This is a genomic window from Streptomyces sp. NPDC033216 (genome assembly GCF_055577115.1).
This window is the reverse complement of record NZ_JBVIQK010000018.1, coordinates 113174-128504: the sequence shown is the minus strand read 5'-3', so window position 1 is coordinate 128504 and position 15331 is coordinate 113174. Positions and strand designations below refer to the sequence as shown.

14 protein-coding genes are annotated in these 15331 nt (G+C 73.0%); 13 read left to right on the top strand and 1 reads right to left on the bottom strand.

The features are described from left to right. Positions 1-106 precede the first annotated feature (106 nt). From sbnA to ACZ5Y0_RS27615, 7 genes are all read left to right on the top strand, one after another. Positions 107-1126 carry a 2,3-diaminopropionate biosynthesis protein SbnA gene (gene sbnA, locus ACZ5Y0_RS27645; protein ID WP_469131391.1) on the top strand — a complete coding sequence of 340 codons (1020 nt, stop codon included), beginning with the start codon at positions 107-109 and terminating at the stop codon, positions 1124-1126. Further along, positions 1120-2133 (top strand): 2,3-diaminopropionate biosynthesis protein SbnB, encoded by a 1014-nt coding sequence (sbnB, locus tag ACZ5Y0_RS27640; protein ID WP_469131390.1) that lies wholly within the window; start codon positions 1120-1122, stop codon positions 2131-2133. The genes sbnA and sbnB overlap by 7 nt, the downstream gene beginning before the upstream one ends. Before the next feature lie 1322 nt (positions 2134-3455). Next, positions 3456-4487, top strand: a complete 1032-nt coding sequence (locus ACZ5Y0_RS27635) for a helix-turn-helix transcriptional regulator (protein ID WP_469131389.1) — start codon at positions 3456-3458, stop codon at positions 4485-4487. 359 nt (positions 4488-4846) lie between these two features. Next, a complete protein-coding gene (locus tag ACZ5Y0_RS27630; RefSeq protein WP_469131388.1) occupies positions 4847-5422 on the top strand; it encodes a hypothetical protein in 576 nt (191 codons plus the stop codon). Between the two features lie 213 nt (positions 5423-5635). Next, positions 5636-5824, top strand: a complete 189-nt coding sequence (locus ACZ5Y0_RS27625; protein WP_469131387.1) for a hypothetical protein — start codon at positions 5636-5638, stop codon at positions 5822-5824. Positions 5825-5861: 37 nt separating this feature from the next. Next, positions 5862-6242 carry a response regulator transcription factor gene (locus tag ACZ5Y0_RS27620; protein ID WP_469131386.1) on the top strand — a complete coding sequence of 127 codons (381 nt, stop codon included), beginning with the start codon at positions 5862-5864 and terminating at the stop codon, positions 6240-6242. Positions 6243-6248: 6 nt separating this feature from the next. Continuing rightward, the gene (locus ACZ5Y0_RS27615) at positions 6249-7844 is read left to right on the top strand and encodes a BTAD domain-containing putative transcriptional regulator (protein WP_469131385.1); all 1596 of its coding nucleotides are present in this window, start codon (positions 6249-6251) and stop codon (positions 7842-7844) included. Here ACZ5Y0_RS27615 and ACZ5Y0_RS27610 read toward each other — a convergent pair. Beyond that, complete coding sequence (locus ACZ5Y0_RS27610; protein WP_469131384.1) at positions 7814-8416, bottom strand: NUDIX domain-containing protein; 603 nt, start codon at positions 8414-8416, stop codon at positions 7814-7816. The two genes, ACZ5Y0_RS27615 and ACZ5Y0_RS27610, sit on opposite strands and share 31 nt — an antisense overlap. 374 nt (positions 8417-8790) lie before the next feature. Between ACZ5Y0_RS27610 and ACZ5Y0_RS27605 the strand changes: the two genes are divergently transcribed. From ACZ5Y0_RS27605 to ACZ5Y0_RS27580, 6 genes are all read left to right on the top strand, one after another. Beyond that, positions 8791-10023: an MFS transporter gene (locus ACZ5Y0_RS27605; RefSeq protein ID WP_469131383.1), complete on the top strand. Its 1233-nt coding sequence runs from the start codon at positions 8791-8793 to the stop codon at positions 10021-10023. A gap of 20 nt (positions 10024-10043) precedes the next feature. Further along, positions 10044-10982 carry a TauD/TfdA family dioxygenase gene (locus tag ACZ5Y0_RS27600; RefSeq protein ID WP_469131382.1) on the top strand — a complete coding sequence of 313 codons (939 nt, stop codon included), beginning with the start codon at positions 10044-10046 and terminating at the stop codon, positions 10980-10982. A gap of 56 nt (positions 10983-11038) precedes the next feature. Continuing rightward, positions 11039-12610, top strand: a complete 1572-nt coding sequence (locus ACZ5Y0_RS27595; RefSeq protein WP_469131381.1) for a pyridoxal phosphate-dependent aminotransferase — start codon at positions 11039-11041, stop codon at positions 12608-12610. A gap of 26 nt (positions 12611-12636) precedes the next feature. After that, complete coding sequence (locus ACZ5Y0_RS27590) at positions 12637-13443, top strand: BtpA/SgcQ family protein (RefSeq protein ID WP_469131380.1); 807 nt, start codon at positions 12637-12639, stop codon at positions 13441-13443. Between the two features lie 62 nt (positions 13444-13505). After that, positions 13506-14624 carry an SIS domain-containing protein gene (locus tag ACZ5Y0_RS27585; RefSeq protein ID WP_469131379.1) on the top strand — a complete coding sequence of 373 codons (1119 nt, stop codon included), beginning with the start codon at positions 13506-13508 and terminating at the stop codon, positions 14622-14624. After that, positions 14621-15328, top strand: a complete 708-nt coding sequence (locus tag ACZ5Y0_RS27580) for a cupin domain-containing protein (RefSeq protein ID WP_469131378.1) — start codon at positions 14621-14623, stop codon at positions 15326-15328. The genes ACZ5Y0_RS27585 and ACZ5Y0_RS27580 overlap by 4 nt, the downstream gene beginning before the upstream one ends. Positions 15329-15331: the final 3 nt, after the last annotated feature.

Here is a 15331-nt window from a genome sequence, read left to right as displayed (position 1 = left end):
CCGGGCGCGGCCGCCGCACAAACCCTCGATCCAGTGTTGACAGGAGGACCTAGCGTGTTCCGCACCATGCTCGGGCCGTGCCCCGATCCGACGGGACGAGGCCACCATGCCGGAACCTGACGACGGGCCGGCCGGCGTTCTCGGCACGATCGGCGGCACCCCGCTGGTCGAACTCGCCAAGCTCGCTCCGGGGCGACACTTCACCACCTACGCCAAGCTGGAGGCCTTCAACCCCGGCGGCAGCATGAAGGACCGCTCGGCCCTGGAGATGCTCCGCGCGCTGGTTCGGGACGGCACCCTCGTGCCCGGCCGCTCGGTGGTCGTCGAATCGAGCTCCGGCAACCTCGGCATCGGGCTCGCCCAGATCTGCGCCTACTACGGGCTCCGGTTCATCTGCGTCGTGGACCCCCGCACCAACCGGCAGAACGTCGCGGTCATGCGGGCTCTCGGCGCGGAGGTCGAGGTGGTGACCGAGTGCGATCCGGTGACCGGCGAGTACCTGCCCGTCCGGATCCGCCGCATCAGCACGCTGGTCGCCCGCATCCCCGGCGCCTACTGGCCCAACCAGTACGCCAACCCGCTGAACCCCCAGGCACACCGGCAGACGATGCGCGAGATCCTGGAGGCGGCGCCGGGCGGCATCGACTACCTCTTCTGCGCGACGAGTTCGTGCGGCACACTGCGCGGCTGCGCGGAGTACGTCCGCGACCGGGGGCTGCCGGTGACCGTGGTCGCGGTGGACGCCAGGGGGAGCGCCATCTTCGGCGGCGTCCCGACGTCCCGACTGATCCCGGGTCACGGTGCGGCCGTACGGCCGGCGCTCTACCGCGACGGGCTCGCCGACGAGGTCGTCCACGTGACGGACCTCGACTGCGTGGTCGGCTGCCGGCGGCTCGCCGCCCGGGAGGCCGTCCTCGCGGGCGGTTCCTCCGGGGCGCTGGTGGCGGCGGTCGATCAGATGGCCGACCGCATTCCGGAGGGCGCGCGCTGCGCGGTCGTCCTGCCCGACCGCGGGGAGCGGTACCTCGACACGATCTACGACGACGCATGGGTCGCCCGCCACTTCGGCGACGTGTCCCACCTGTGGAAGGAGAAGGAGCCGGCGATGAAGGTGGCACCATGCTGATCCTGGGAGCCGGGGAGGTCCACCAGGTCCTCGACGGGGCCGAGACCGAGGTCGTCGCAGCGGTACGCCGCGCCTACCGGTTGCACGACCGGGGCCGGACGGCCCTCCCGCACTCGGTCTTCCTCCGATTTCCCGGCGACCCGCGCAACCGGATCATCGGACTGCCCGCCTACCTCGGCGAGGACGAGCCGGTGGCGGGCATCAAGTGGATCGCCTCCTTCCCCGGCAACACCGCGTCCGGCCTGGAGCGCGCCTCCGCCGCGGTGATCCTCAACTCCATGGCCACCGGGCAGCCGGAGGCGTTGCTGGAAGGCTCGGTGATCTCGGCGCGGCGTACCGCTGCGAGCGCCGCCCTCGCAGCGGCGACGCTGACCTCGTCCGTGCCCGAGACCGGGGTGTCCCTGATCGGCTGCGGTGTCATCGGCCTCGAGATCCTGGCCTATCTCCGGGCCGTCCTGCCCGACCTCGCCGCAGTCACCGTGTTCGACCTCGACCGCTCCAGGGCGGGGGCCTTCGCCGCCCGCTGTCAGGCCCGCTGGCCGGAGTTGAAAACGGAGATCGCCGGGAGCGCCGAGGAGGCGCTCGCCACCCACCGGCTGGTCTGCCTGGCGACCACCGCCGCCACCCCCCACCTGACGACCGACGCCTGCCGGCCCGGCACCTTGGTCCTGCACGTGTCCCTGCGCGACCTGGCCCCGGAGAGCATCCTGGCCGTCGTCAACGTGGTCGACGACGCGGACCACGTGTGCCGCGAGTCGACCTCCCTGCACCTGGCCGAACAGCTCTGCGGCAACCGGGACTTCATCACCACCTCGATCGGTTCCGTTCTGAACGCCGAAGGACCCTTCCGACGCCCCGAGGACCGCGTCACCGTCTTCTCCCCGTTCGGCCTCGGCACCCTGGACCTCGCCCTCGCCGACCTCGTCCGCCGCCGGGCCGCGCCCCTGGGGCTGGGCGTGCGGGTACCGGACTTCCTGCCGGGACCGGCAGGCACCCTGCACGGCTGATCGGAACGTCCGGGGTACCGGCCCGGCGCTGGCCGCCGTCGACCCGGCAGGGGCGGCGCCGCGTGGAGTGGTGGAGGCCCGCCGGGCCGAGGGCACCCTGTCGCTCGGGTCGTTGCAGCAGGGCGGCCGGCTGCCGCCCCAGCAGCACCAGGACGCCCACCGCCACCCGCGCCGGGGTCCCGGCGGACAGCCGACCGTTTCCGGAGAACGGAGCATCGACCGGACCGTCACGACCCGCAGACGGCCGGCGCGGGGCCGCGGCCGAGTCAGGCCGGCCCTCGCCGCGCCCCACGGCGCCATCCCGGCGTCGGCGCAGCCGACTTCGGGCGGGACGTTCCCACCGCGGTCCCGCCTGGCGAGCCGACCGCCGTCGCCACCGGCAGTGGCCGGCTCGGCGCCGGGCCGTGCGCCCTCGCCCGGCGGGACGTCCAGCCTCGCAGCCCGGTTCAGGCCCCGACGACGGCCGGATCGGGCCGGGTTGGCGGCCGCATCATCCGGTGGAGGACGTGCGGAGGCCGGTAGGCGCGCTCGCGGCCCCGCCGAGGCAGGTCGGCAACGCCTTCTCCGGCACCTGCGGCTACAGGGGCGCAGCACACCACATGTCTCCGCGGCGACCGCATCAACGCCCGCCGCACGCCAGGATTCCGTCGGCTTCCATCCCGCCGCCGCCCCCGCCGCTACCTCGCCGGCGACCGCGATCTCACCGGCCCCGAACGCGCCCGCGTCGCCACCGGCGCGTACGCGAGAACCGAGGACACCCCCGCTGCTCCTCCGAGGACCCGGGACCTCGTCGGACTGGTATGGCCCGAGCTCCCACGGCATCGGCGACAGGCGGACAGCACGTCCCTGGAAAGGGACCGGGGGCTGCCGGAGACCGCCGCGCAGGTCCGTGTCCGCGTACGCCATCGCTGCGGCCCGGGGGTCTCACGCCGGCGATCGGGAGCCCCTACCGAGGGGCCGGTCGACGCCGGCCGGCGTCGATGCCCCCGGGATCGCCATCCGCCGCCGGAACGGAGCAACCGCCCACGCCCTCTTGCACCTCGATGAGTGTGGTGAACGCGGAGACGAAGAACGCCGGCGGCTGTCATGAGGCCTCAGGCGGGCGACCCGCGAGGCCGGCCGGTCTCGCGGGCCTGCCGCGGCGAGCGGCCGGGCGTCACTCTTCGCGGGGTATTTTGACTGGTGGAGCGTCCACGTCAGATCGCGCGCAACGGTCTCGAGTCGTGCGTGCGGCGTCGCTGTCCCGGACCGCTTCGTGGCGAGAACAGGAACGTACGGTGAAAATGACCGAGCCAGCCGATTCCTACAGCTCCAGTAGGGGTATGTCGGAAAACGATGTGAATGTCTATTTATGGCTGGTTGAACGCGGACAGGCAAGCAGGGAGGACCTGCTGTCGGCCTCCGAACTGGGACTAGGTCAGCGGGAGTTGTCCGCCGCCGCCGCCACCCTGGAGGAACTCGGGCTGGTGCGTCGACACGCGGAGGACCCCGGGCTCCTGGTGCCCGTGGACCCGAGTCTCGCCGCCGCCGCGCTCGCGGCTCCGATCCACGCCTCGCTGTACCGGCATCAGCGGCAACTGCACCGGCTCACCGCCGACTTCGGCCGACTGCACGATCACTTCACGGTGCGCAGGCGCCCGGAGACCGCCGCCATCGAGGTCCTGCCCCACGTGGACGAGGTCCGTGCCGCCCTGAGTCAGGCCGCGACCGAGTGCAAGGAGGAGGTGCTGACCAGCCAGCCGGGCGGCGGGCGGCGCCCGGCGGTGCTACAGGAGGCAATGGCCCGGGACACGGTCCTGCTGGGGCGTGGCGTGCGCATGCGGGCGATCTACAACCACACGACCCGTTTCGACGCGCCGAGCCAGACCTACGTGGCCATGATGACCAGGCTCGGCGCCGAGTACCGCACGGTTCACGACCCCTTCGGACGGCTGATCGTCTTCGACCGCGCCCTCGCGTTCGTCCCCGATCGGGAGGGGGGTCCCGGAGCGGTCGTGATCCGGGAGCCCGCCGTGGTGGACTATCTGCGCTCGGTCTTCGAGAACGCCTGGGCCCATGCCCAGCCCTTCTCGGACGCTGCCGCGGACGGTCTCGAAGCCGTGGCCAAGGAACTGGACGCCACGATACTGCGCCTCCTGGCCGCGGGTTACAAGGACGCCGCGATCGGCCGGCGGCTGGGCATGTCGCTGCGCACGACGCGCAAGCACGTGGCCGACATCATGCACAGGCTCGGTGCGGAGAGCCGGTTCCAGGCCGGAGTCCTCGCCGTCCGCGCCGGTCTGCTGTCCCCGGACAAGCTCATGGGGCAGGAGGCCCCGCCGCCGGATGAGGGAGATGCCCGGAACGCCGAATAGCCCCGGCGCCGACCTCCTGCGGAACATCCCGGCGCCCGGGGCGGTGGCATCCTGTGTCCCGTCTTTCCGGGACCGTCGGCACGGGACTGGTGCCCGCCCGGGCGCGGCGGGATGATGGGGCACCGTCCGTCGCGGGCCACGCTGCGTCGCGGGCCGGCGTCCGTCATGGGACCGCCCGTTCACGCGTATCCGCCGGGTCTCCAGGCGCCCCGGTTCTGCGGGCACAAGGGCACAGGGCACAGGGCAGCGTCCAGCCCTGTGCCCTGTGTCCGGGCCTTCGAGGCCGAGGCCGAACGCCCCGCTCGGTCCGACAGCCGTCGGCGGGTGGCGGACGACCGAGTCGACAGGGAGAGACAGCGGTGCCCGACAAGGACTGGTACTCCTTCCTCCAGGACATCGCGCTGTGCCTGACCGCGTACCGGGGCGGCGACCCCGCGCTGGTCTGGCCACGGGGCGACCGGGCCGTACTCGGCCGGCTGGGCGCCGACTACGACGCCGGGCGGCAGCGCGACCGCGCGGCACCCGTGCCCGGAGGCTCCCGCCGGTCGGGCTGGTCTCCCGCGCCGGCCGGTTCCACGGCCGACCGCCTGGCCCGGGATCTGGGGATCCTGCTGGGACACGCCGTGCACGCACACCAACGGATCCTGCCCGCCGGTGACTTCGTCACCAGCGAGCACCCTGACGGGGGCGCCCTGCTTCTGCCCCTTCGCGGGGGAGTCTGGTGCGCCATCGGGCGACCGGGACCCGACGGGCCACCCGTGGGCACGGCGTCAAAGGACGCGCGGCGAGGCGGACCCGTCGCGCCCTCGGCCGCCGGTGTCGAGCTGAGGCTGCGAGCCGGCGAGGTCTCCTACGTACCGCGGGGCTACGCGTGCCGGTTGTACGGAGCCGCCGTCTCCTGCCCGCTGCTCCTGCTGTCGCTCCGGAGGTCCTGAGCCCGGTCGCTCGCGATCTCGACGTGCCGCGCAATTGTGTGCCCCACGGTGTTGGTTCGCGTCATTCGTCCCCCCCTCTCCTTGCTGTCTGCATGTTGGTGAGCACCTCCACGAGCCCTCCCGAGCGGCGTCCGCGGAGATACTCGGGGCAGTCCAGATCAGCCCCGGTGCACTGATCACCACCGGGACATCGTGCCCTTTGGAGACCATTCGATGAGCAAGACCCTGCTGTTCACGGCTGCCTGTATCGCCACGGTGCTTCCCCTCCTCAATGGTGCGCACGCGCAGGACACGTCCGCCCGGACCGGTTCCACATCCCTCTCCGCGACCGCGCCCTCGGCCGTCGTGGCCCTCGTCGCGGACACGGACGACTCGGACACCGGGTGGGGACGGCGCCCTTGAGCCCGCACCGCTCGAGCAGGAGAAGTGACCGGAGCCGATGAGGCCCCTTGACCGGCAGCCCCTGGAGCACCTGGTGACGCTCAGCCTCCGCGAACGCGAGGTGCTGGCCCACGTGCTCCAGGGCGAGACCTACCCGTCCATCGCCCGACTGCTGGGCATCAGCCGGCACACCGTGGACACGTACATGCGCCGCATCCGCGCGAAGACCGGCGTCGACAACCGGATGCAGCTCGCGGGCCTCGCCGTGACCGGCCACGCCCGCCAGGACAGACCCGCGGACGCGGCCGCCGTCACCACTGTCGGCACGGCCGGTCCCCGCGTCGCGGTGCGCGCGCCCGTGAGCTCCGGTTCGTTCCCGGCCCTCCCCGAGTTTTCCGCCGCCGAGGATCCGGCGCACGGCCAGACCGACAGAAAGTGAGGTTCCGTGGACTTCCGCCTGCTGGGGCCCCTTCAGGCGTCCGTTGACGGCGCACCGCTGCCCCTGGGCGGGGTGGTCAAACGACGGACCGTCGCCTACCTGCTGCTGCACGCCAACCGGGTGGTGTCCACCCGCAAGCTCCTCGGTGCGCTGTGGCCGGCCGACACCCCTCTCACCGCCCGGAAGATGCTTCAGAACGCGGTGCGCGACATCCGCCGCTCGCTGTCCTCGGCGGGCCTGGACCCCATGGCGACCCTGCTGACGTGCCCGCCGGGCTACCAGCTGCGCGTCGACCCCGCCTCCGTCGACCTGTTCCGCTTCACGAGTGCCGTGCGGCAGGGGCGTGCCGATCTCGGCACGGGCTCCTACGACTCGGCGGCGCGGGTGCTGCGCGAGGCACTGGCCATGTGGCGGGGAGCGGCACTCGCCGATCTCGCCGAGGACGGCTTGCGCTGGCCGGAGATCGACCGCCTGGAGAGCGACCGCCTCGGGGCGTTGGAGGATCTCTTCGAGGCCGAACTCGCCCGCGGCAACCACCATGCGGTGCTCGGTGAGTTGTCCACGGCCGCCGCGGCGGAGCCCACACGGGAGCGGCTGAGCGGGCAGCTGATGCTGACGCTGTACCGCTGCGGCCGGCAGACCGACGCGCTCGCCGCCTACCGGCGCATCCGAGGTGAACTGGTCGACGTCTACGGTCTGGAGCCCTCCCGCGCGTTGCAGAGACTGGAGCGTGCGATCCTCGACCACTCGCCGGAGCTCGACGTCCCGGCTCAGGCGGCACCCGGCCGGGCGGCGACCGGCGGTCGGCCCGCGGGATCCGTCGGTACCGCGCCCCACGGGGTGGCGGCCGAGCCGGAGCCCGGCGAGGAGTCCGACGAGTCCGACGAGTCCAGCGTGGCCGCTGGGGAGACGCATGCGGACGCCGACGTCCGCGACGCGGCCGCACACGACCTGCCGGAGGCACGCGCCGCCGCGGCAGGCGGTGGCGCGCCGGGTCCCGAGCGTCCGCCGGAGACGGAACACAGGCGGATGAGCGTGGTGCTCGTCTGGGCCCGGTGTTCGCACGCCGAACCGGACCTGACGAGGATTCACGACCTCATGCGGGACCTCCAGCGGGTCGTCGCCACGGAGAGCGAGCGCTTCGGAGGGGTCCCGGGCAACGCGATGGAGCCCGTCTTCTCCGCCCTGTTCGGTGTCACCGATCTGCCCGGGGACACCGCGAACCGGGCCGTGCGGGCCGCCTTCGCCATCCGTGACCGCTTCCACGACCGTCCCACGGGGAACGGGCCCCGCATGCGGCTGCACGTGGCCGTGGCGACCGGGGACGCGTGGCTCTCCTTCCGACCCGGGCGGCCGGAATCCCCGGTCGTGACCGGCGAGGTGTCGGACCGCTGCTTCCGGTTGCTCACGATGGCCCCCGAGGGACAGGTACGGGTCTGTGAGATCACCCGCCGGGCGACCGAACCCGACATCGCCTACCACGTGGGTCCGGAGCCGCCCGAGGGCTGGAAGGCGCTCAGCGTCCGCACGGCGAACGCGACCAGGGGGCGGGGACGTCTCCCCGGTCACCACTACGACCTGCCCTCCTCGGCGGCCCTGTGAGCCGTCGGCGGTCGGCGCGGGAACGATGACAGCCGCGTGGTCCCGGCCGGGCAGGTCGGGCCGGGACCACGCAGGACGGCGGCCAGAGCCCGGGTGTGCCCGGGGAAGGCGAGCTCGGCCGGCTCGGTCAGCACGACCCATCCGGCCGTCTCGGCCGTCGGCGCCGCTTCCGGGAGCGTGTCCGCCCCGCGGGCCGGCAGCAGGGCGAAGAGTTCCAGCGTGTCGCGGGTGCTGTTCGCCCCGAAGAGGGACACCTGCCGCGCGTCGGCCACCAGACCGGTCTCCTCGCGCAGTTCGCGGACGGCGCCCTCCTGCCAGCTCTCGCCGGTCTCCAGGTAGCCGCCGGGCAGCGCCGGCCGGCCGCTGCCCGGCGCGACGGTGCGGTGGACCACGACCACGCCGAGCACCCCGGAGCTGTCGACGACAGGCTGTAGGACGACGGCCGCCGGCAACGGATTCCGCCACTGGGTCTCGCCGCACCGGAGGCAGTCCCGCGGCCATTCGGCACGCGGCGGGTAGGGGTGTCCGCAGTACGGACAATGCGTGATACGGCGACCGTACGTGAATCCCATGAACGTCCTCTTTTCGGAAGCCTTTTCCGTCGGCTTGCCGGCATCGCCCGACCGGCGCACGGGAGCAGCCCCTTTCCTCGCCCGCTCCGGACGGAATACGGCGGACGCGGGCGCCGAGCCCCGGGCAGGCGCGCGCACCAGCGCCGAAGAGGCCACGCCGGGGACACGGGCAGAGCGACAACAATGAGCCGGACGGCCGCAAGGTCTGGGCAGCCGCACCCCGCGTACATTCCGCGACCAGACAGTTCCGTCGACACGGGCAAGGTAACAATCGGCAGGGGAAACGCCCGGTAATCGATGGGCAATCAACCTGGCCGCACTGCCCGCGATCACGATTCCCCGTGGCTTCCCGCGGCTTCCCTAACGTGATCCGCGTGCTGAGTCGAATTGTTCCGGCGGCGGGCCCGAGCCGTGTCCTGGCCGTGGCGACCCTGCTGATGACCATGGGCCAGGGCGCGTTCATGACGTGCTCGGCCCTCTACTTCACCACGGTGGCCGGGCTGTCCGTCACGCAGTGGGGTCTGGGGCTGACGGTCGCCGGAGCCGTGGGCCTGCCGGCCGGCGTCCCGCTCGGACACCTGGCCGACCGCCGCGGCCCGCGCGAGACGACGGCGGTGCTGATCGCTCTGAACGGGGCCGCGGCCGGTGCTTATCTGCTGGTCGGCTCCTTCGCCCAGTTCCTCCTCGTGGCCTGTGCGTTCGTGGTGACGGAGAGGGGCAGCAGGGCCGCCCTCCAGGCCGTGATCGCGGGCACCCTGGACGGCGCGGACCTGCTGGTCACGCGGGCCTACCTGCGGTCCGTCACCAACGTCGGCGTCGCGGTGGGGGCCGGACTGGCCGGCGTGGCCCTGCACCTGGGCACCGCCTCGGCGCTGCGCACCGTCCTGGTCCTGGACACCCTGGCCTTCCTCACCTCGGCCGCCGTACTGACCACGCTGCCCCGTGTGGTGAGCGCGACCGACGGCGGCGACACCGCCGGTGAGCACCGGTGGGCCGTGCTGCGGGACCGGCCCTTCGCCCTGGTCACCATGGTGAGCGCGGTCCTGTCCCTGCACGCGCTGCTGCTGGAGGTGGCGGTCCCGTTGTGGATCGCCCGGCACACCGGCGCACCCCGGTGGATGGTGACGGTGCTGTTCCTGCTGAACACGGCCAGTGTGGTCGCCTGCCAGGTGCGGATCGCCAAGGGCGTGCCCGACCTGCCGCGTGCCGTCCGCGCCATGCGGTGGGCCGGGTTCGCGCTGACCGCCGCGTGCGTCCTGTTCGCCGCCTCCGCCGAACACGCGGCGGCGGTCTCGGCGGTGCTCCTCCTGCTGGCCGGGGCCGTGCACGCCTACGGCGAGATGGTGTTCTCAGCGGCTGCCTGGACCATCGGGTTCGGCCTCGCCCCGCCGCACCGGCAGGGTCAGTACCAGGGCTTCTTCTTCACCGGTTACGGGGCCGCGGCCATGGTCGCTCCCACTCTTCTGACCTTCCTCGTCATCGAGGGCGGTGCCCTCGGGTGGCTGGTGCTCGGCGCCCTGTTCGCCGCCGCCGGCCTCGCCCTGCGGCCGGCGGTCGCCTGGGCCGAACGCACCCGTGCCACCGCCCCCCTGACAGCACGCGGTTGACTCTTCGAAAGGAGCGAGCCATGGAACAGCCGGCCCTCGTGCGTCCCGGTACGGACGGCACCGCACGGCCTCCGCAGGACGGTCACCAGGCGAAGGAGGCCCAGATCCACGGAACCTTCCTGGCGTCACCACAGGCCCCCCACCTCGGGCCACGCGAGCGACTGCTCGGCAACGGCACCCCCCTGCGGCCGCTGCTCCCCGGGCCCGCGCCGAGCCCCGGCCCCGACGTCCGCGACACCCTGCGCCGGGCGGTGAGCGAACAGCTGTGGCACCGGGGTGTGGCCGCCGTCCAGCTCGAAGAGCCGCTGGACAACGACCGGTTCACCGCTCTCGGCGCCTTCCTCGGGACGGCCGTCCCCGAGACGGACCCAGCGGTGATGCGGTACGTGGAGCAGGAGGTGGTCCTCAACCTCGTCAGCGAACACGCCCCCACCACGGACGTGTCGCTCCAACCCTTCGCCCGCAACCACCTGTCCCTGCACACCGAGAGCAGCGGTGCCCCCGCGGGGAGACAACCCCGCTACATCGTGCTCATGTGCGTGGCCCCCGGCGACGACGCCGAGGGCGCCAGGACCGTGCTCGTCCCCATGAGGGACGTGGCGCGCAGGCTCGCGCCGCGGACGCTCGACCTGCTCTCGCACACGCGCTACCTCCGCAGCCCGCAGGCACCGCCGATCGCCCGACGCGTCGACGGGCACTGGGTCTTCTCCTTCCGCGACTTCGCCGACCAGGAGCTGCGGTGGTCGTACACGGGACCGGACACCGACCCGGCGGCGGTGGACGCCGCCCTCGGCGAGCTGCTCGCGGCCATGTACACCCCCGAGGCGGCGACAGGGGTGGTGTGGCGGCGAGGACTGCTCGTCGTCATCGACAACACGTACCACTTCCACGGCAGAACAGCCGGCCCGGCCGCGCCCGTGAGCGGGCGGCGGCACCTGAAGCGCCTGCGGATCCTGTGATCCACGGCGCCCCGACCCCCGCTTCGCCCCTCCCGCGACCTCTACCCGAGAAGCGAATGAGACTCTTCGACTCAGTCCCGCCCCTGCGGCCGTCCCACGTGCCGCAGGAGGCCCGCGACACAGCGGCCCGTCCACCGGACCCCACGCGCATACGCGACGCCTTCGTCCCCGCCCTCGACGAGCGCGTCCTCGACGTCTACGCCCGGGCGCGCGACCCCGAGGACCCCCTGGAACTGCGCGATCTGTGGCTGGGCCGGGTCGAGCACGAACTGGGACGTCACGCCCGGCACCTCGCGCTGGCCGAGAGATGGCGCGCGAGCCGCCCGCTGCGGCCGGTCCGAGCGGACGAGGTGCTCGGCTCCCGGGCGACGGTCCGCTTCGTCAAGGAGATGTTCAACTTCTTCTTCCGCGACGACCTCTACGGCGGCCTGAGGGACAACGCCCGCTTCATCCTCTCCGGCGGAGCGGTGGACGAGGAGAGGTGGGGGCTGCCGCAGAGCCTCAAGGAGTGCCTGCGCTACGCGCTCGACCGGGACTGGTACGGCTATTCCGACTCGCGGGGCCGCTTCCCGGCCCGCGAGGCGATCGCCGCGTACGAGAACGCCCGCATCGCCGGTGCGCAGTACGGAGCGGAGCACGTCGCGCTGACCATGGGCGGCACCTTCGCCGTCAGCACGCTGGCGGACTTCGTGCTGCACGGGGGCCGGCGGCCCGCGTCCCCGGCGTTGTGCGCGATCCCCAACTACCCGCCCCTGGTCGAGACGGTCGCCCGTCGCCACCCGGTGCGGCTGGTGCCGCTCGCGAGTGAGGGCGGTACGACCTCGGTCGAGCCCCTCATCGCGGCCCTGACCCCCACCACCCCGCTCGTCCTGCTCCAGACCGTGGGCAATCCCACCGGAGCGGCCGTCACCGAGGACGGCCTCGCGCGACTGATCCGTGCCGCTTCCCCGTCCACCGTCATCGTGCTCGACGAGTGCCACGAGTGGCTGGGCGACTACCAGGAGCGCTCACCCGCCCGCACCGCCCCGAACGTGGTCCGCGTGTCCAGCCTCGCCAAGACCTGGTCCGCGCCGGGCCTGAAGGCCGGATGGTTCCTCGCCGCCCCCGCCTTCATCGACGAGTACTACGAGTACGCGTCCTCGTCCTTCGGAGGGCCGCCGTCCTTCCTCTACACGGTGGTGGAGGTGCTGGCGCGCATGGAGCGGTGGCTCATCACCGGTGTGCGGGAACCGGGACCGGCTGAGGTCAAGGAGTTCGAGGCGTCCTACGGTCTGGACGTCGAGCGGCTGCGCAACGCCTACCAGGGCTACCGCACGGAGCGGATCCGGCGTGCCCGGGACCTGACCACGCTGCGCGACGCGGCCACGGTCCGGCTGACCGAGACCTCCGGGCTGGTGCTGCCGCCGCGGTTCTCCATCAACACGACGGTGAACTTCCCGGAATGGGACGACTCCTACCGGTGCTTTCGCGACCTGCTGCGCGAGACCGGGGTCTCCGTCTTCCCCGGCATCCTCACCTTCTGTTTCTCCGGCGGGGTCATGCGGATCACCACCGCACGGCCCTGGGACGAACTGTCGCCCGCCATCGGCCGTCTGGGCGCCGGCCTCGGCGTCACGGCCGGCACCTGACGGGCACCCCACGCAGAAGGAGACACATGGAGACCTGGACGACGCCGGGAGGGCCCAAGCTGGTCCTCGGCATGGTGCACCTGGCCCCGCTGCCCGGCACCCCCTTCCACGAGGACGGCACCTTCCCCCGCATCCTCGACACCGCGGTCGCGTCCGCGAGGGCCCTCTACGAGGGCGGCGCGGACGGCTGCCTGATCCAGACGGCGGACCGCGTCTACAGTCCCGCGGACGAGTCCGACCCGGCACGCACCGTGGCGACGGGCCTGATCGTGCGGGCGGTCACCGAAGCGACGGGTGGGCGCTTCCGCATCGGCGTCCAGATGATGCGCAACGCGCTCAAGGCGTCCCTCGCCGTCGTCCGGGTGGCGGGCGGCAGTTACATCCGGGCCGGCGCCCTGGTCGGCCAGACCCTCACGGCCGACGGCATGGTACGAGCCGATCCGCTGGACGTGATGACGTATCGCCGCCGGATCGGTGCCGAGGACATCGGGATCGTCGCCGAGATCGACTCGATGCACTTCAGCTGGTTCGGCGGGGGCAGGACCATCGGCGAGGTCGCGCGCGCCGCCCGGACCGCCGGAGCGGGGTCGGTGGCGCTGTCGCACCCCGACGAGCGCACGGTACTGGCGATGATCGCCGAAGTACGCGACGCCGTCCCCGACATGCCCGTCATCCTGGCCGGGCACACCGACCACGACAACGCCGCGCGGCTGCTGGCCGCGGCGGACGGGGCGTTCGTCGGCACCTGCCTGGAGCAGGGTGGCTGGGGCGGCGCGATCGACCCGGACCGGGTACGCCGCTACGTCGACATCGTGCGGGGGCTTCCCCGATGACCGGGGTGAGCCGGCGCCCCGGGCCGACGGCGGCCGAAGTGCGCCCGGGACCAGCCGACGTGATGCTCCGACAGGCGGGCTCGCTCGCCGACGACATCCGCCTGCACCTGGACGTGTTCGACGAGCAGGTACGCTCCCTGCCGTCCCCCGAGCGGTGGGCGGAGGTCGGATCGGTCTCCGTAGTGGGCGACGGCGATTCCTACCATGCCGCGCACGCCGTCCGGATGGCCTTCGAGTCGCTGGCCGGGGTGCCCTGCCGGCCGGTGAGCGCGCTGTCCTTCGCGGACTACGGCCTGCCGGTACCCGCCACCGAGCTGATGATCGCCGTCTCCGCGTCGGGCCGGACCCCGCTCGTCGTGCGGTCGGCCGAGCGCGCCCGTGCGGCCGGCGCGACGGTCGTCGCCCTGACCGGGACACCGGGGAGCCCGCTCACCCGTGCGGCCGACGCGGCCGTCCTGGTGGAACTGCCGGGTCAGGAGCCTTCGCCGGGGGTGCGCACCTACCAGGCCAGCCTCCTGGGCGCCCTGTTGACCGCCATCCGGCTCGGTGAGGCGCGCGGACGGCTCGACCGACAGCGCGCGAGCGCCCTGCGACGCGAACTGAAGGCGCTCGCCGACCCCGTCGAGGCCACCGTCCTCGGCCTGACAGGCCGGTGCGCGACGCTCGCCGACCGGATCGCCGACACCGCCGTGCTGGCCGTGCTCGGCAGCGGCCCCTCCCACGGAACCGCCCTCTACTGCGCGGCGAAGGTGATCGAGACCTCCGGGGTCTTCTCCTTCGGGCAGGACCTGGAGGAGTGGTGCCACGTCGAACGGTTCGCCCACCCACTGGACATGCCCACCTTCGTGATGGCCCCGCCCGGCCGCTCCCAGGGACACGCCACGCGGGTCGCCGAGCGGGCCGCCGCCCTGGGGCGGCGGGTCGTCCTCGTCGCACCGGAGGACCACCCGGACGCCGCGCGGGACGACGGGGCGGTCCTGCCCGTCAGCGGACGGGTCCGGGAGGAGTTCTCGCCCCTTCTCTACCACCTGTTCGCCGCACCCCTCGCACACCACCTCGCCCGACGGCTGCGACGCGAGCCGTTCGCCGCGGGCCGGCACCCCCGAGGCCGGCCCGCCGCACCGACGGCCGTCGGGGACCACGTCCGCAATCACACCCATGACACCGAAGGAACGCCGTGACCGAGACGATGCAGGGCCTGCCCACCCAGCAGGTCATCGACATGCTGACCGAGGAACTGCACAACACCGCGCCCGCCGAGCGGGAGGCCAAAGCACGGCAGCTGCTCGCGGTCTTCGGGCGCGCGAAGGCCGGCGAGGTCCCGCCCGACCGGCGTCCCGCCGCGGACGGCACACCGACCGCGCCCCTGCTGATCTGCGACTGGGCCGCCGACCTCGGACTGGACGGGAACACCCAGCAGCTCGGCATCGAGGTCGCACCCGGCCCCACGCGGGTGTCGAAGACCGCCGACGCGACAGGACACTCGCTGCTGTCGAGCGGGCACGTGGGTGCGGACATCCTGCACGTGCCCGCGGGCAGCGGCTTCGCCCCGCACACCCACCCCGGTGACCACCTGCTGTTCGTCCTGGCGGGCAGCGGGACGATCTCGGTGGCCGGGGAGATCGTGGAGACCCGCCCCGGCCAGGTCTACATGGTCCAGGGCGCCGTCCCGCACGCGGTGGGCGCCATCTCCGACCACATGATCCTTTCTGTGGGCGCACCCCACCGGCACCTGGACAGTCCGGAACGGCAGGAGCTGACGGCCTACACGGCGCTCCTGAGCGACCTCGGCGAGATCACCTGCCGGCTCTGCGACATCCGCGGCGCGAGCGGCGAAGAGCTCGCGGCCAAGGGCTGCCCGCACTCCCCGCACCGGTTCGGGTGAGCC

Excerpts from the sequence above, each read along its gene's own strand:
- sbnA (WP_469131391.1), top strand. The coding sequence starts at position 107 with ATGCCGGAACCTGACGACGGGCCGGCCGGCGTTCTCGGCACGATCGGC.
- sbnB (WP_469131390.1), top strand. The coding sequence starts at position 1,120 with ATGCTGATCCTGGGAGCCGGGGAGGTCCACCAGGTCCTCGACGGGGCC.
- ACZ5Y0_RS27635 (WP_469131389.1), top strand. The coding sequence starts at position 3,456 with ATGTCGGAAAACGATGTGAATGTCTATTTATGGCTGGTTGAACGCGGA.
- ACZ5Y0_RS27625 (WP_469131387.1), top strand. The coding sequence starts at position 5,636 with ATGAGCAAGACCCTGCTGTTCACGGCTGCCTGTATCGCCACGGTGCTT.
- ACZ5Y0_RS27620 (WP_469131386.1), top strand. The coding sequence starts at position 5,862 with ATGAGGCCCCTTGACCGGCAGCCCCTGGAGCACCTGGTGACGCTCAGC.
- ACZ5Y0_RS27610 (WP_469131384.1), bottom strand. The coding sequence starts at position 8,416 with ATGGGATTCACGTACGGTCGCCGTATCACGCATTGTCCGTACTGCGGA.
- ACZ5Y0_RS27600 (WP_469131382.1), top strand. The coding sequence starts at position 10,044 with ATGGAACAGCCGGCCCTCGTGCGTCCCGGTACGGACGGCACCGCACGG.
- ACZ5Y0_RS27595 (WP_469131381.1), top strand. The coding sequence starts at position 11,039 with ATGAGACTCTTCGACTCAGTCCCGCCCCTGCGGCCGTCCCACGTGCCG.
- ACZ5Y0_RS27590 (WP_469131380.1), top strand. The coding sequence starts at position 12,637 with ATGGAGACCTGGACGACGCCGGGAGGGCCCAAGCTGGTCCTCGGCATG.
- ACZ5Y0_RS27585 (WP_469131379.1), top strand. The coding sequence starts at position 13,506 with ATGCTCCGACAGGCGGGCTCGCTCGCCGACGACATCCGCCTGCACCTG.